The sequence below is a fragment of the Bradyrhizobium valentinum genome (assembly GCF_001440405.1).
Taxonomy (GTDB): domain Bacteria; phylum Pseudomonadota; class Alphaproteobacteria; order Rhizobiales; family Xanthobacteraceae; genus Bradyrhizobium; species Bradyrhizobium valentinum.
In genome coordinates, this window is the sequence record NZ_LLXX01000124.1 from 117154 (window position 1) to 118396 (window position 1243).

Here is a 1243-nt window from a genome sequence, read left to right on the forward strand (position 1 = left end):
ATACGAGTCGGTCGCCTACCGCGCCGAACTGGAGCAAGCCGCACGGAAACCCGGCCTGGTGGTACGCAAGGAGGGCGACGTGGAGGCCGCCTTGAAGAGCGCCGACAAGGTGATCGTCGGTGAATACTACGTGCCGCATCATGCCCATGCCAGCATGGAACCGCCGGTTGCGGTCGCGGACGTCAAGGGCGACAAGGCGGAGATCTGGGCACCGGTGCAAAGCGCGGGCGGAACGCGCGAAGACGTCGCCAAAACGCTCGGCATTCCCCAGGAGAACGTCACCGTCAACGTCACGCTGCTCGGCGGCGGGTTCGGGCGCAAGTCGAAGTGCGATTTCGCCCTCGAGGCGGCACTGCTTTCAAAGGAGCTCGGCGCCCCCGTCAAGGTGCAATGGACGCGGGAAGATGACGTTCGCAACGGCTTCCTGCACACCGTCTCGGTGGAACGCATCGAGGCCGGCCTCGACAAGAACGGCAAGGTGACGGCTTGGCGGCACCGCAGCGTCGCGCCGAGCATCGCCTCGACATTTGCCGCCGGTGCGGTGCATCAGGCTCCGTTTGAGCTTGGCATGGGGCTTGTCGATATGCCCTTCGAGATCGCCAACGTCCAGTGCGAGAATCCGGAGGCGGCCGCGCGGACCCGCATCGGCTGGTTCCGCTCGGTGTCGAATATCCCGCGCGCCTTTGCGGTGCAATCGATGGTGGGCGAACTCGCCCATGCCACCAACCGTGATCAAAAGACCATGCTGCTGGAGCTGATCGGCTCTCCTCGGATCCTCAAGCTAGATTCCGTGAAGGACCTCTGGAACTATGGTGAGCCCTATGACAGCTATCCAATCGATACCGCGCGCCTTCGCAAGGTCGTCGAGCTGGTCGCGGACAAGGGCGGTTGGGGACGGTCCGTGCCCAAGGGCCACGGGCTCGGCATTGCCGCGCACCGCAGCTTCGTCAGCTACATCGCGACCATTGTCGAGGTAGCTTTCGACGACAAGGGCAAGCTCACCGTGCCCCGGGTGGATACCGCGATCGATTGCGGAACCCACGTCAATCCGGAGCGAATCCAGGCGCAGATGGAAGGCGCTGTAATCATGGGCATGAGCTTCGCCAAGTATGGCGAGATCACTTTCAAGGACGGCAAGGTGCAACAGGGCAATTTCGACGATTTCCCGGTAATTCGGATCGACGAAGCCCCTGCCGTAACCAACGTCTATATTGCGCCTGCCGGCCCCGACACGCCGCCCAGC

At 63.2% G+C, this 1243-nt stretch carries 1 protein-coding gene; it reads left to right on the top strand.

What is annotated here, in order from left to right; genetic code table 11:
- Positions 1 to 1243: xanthine dehydrogenase family protein molybdopterin-binding subunit (locus CP49_RS43030; RefSeq protein ID WP_156438567.1), on the top strand; the 1243-nt coding region annotated here is incomplete at both ends.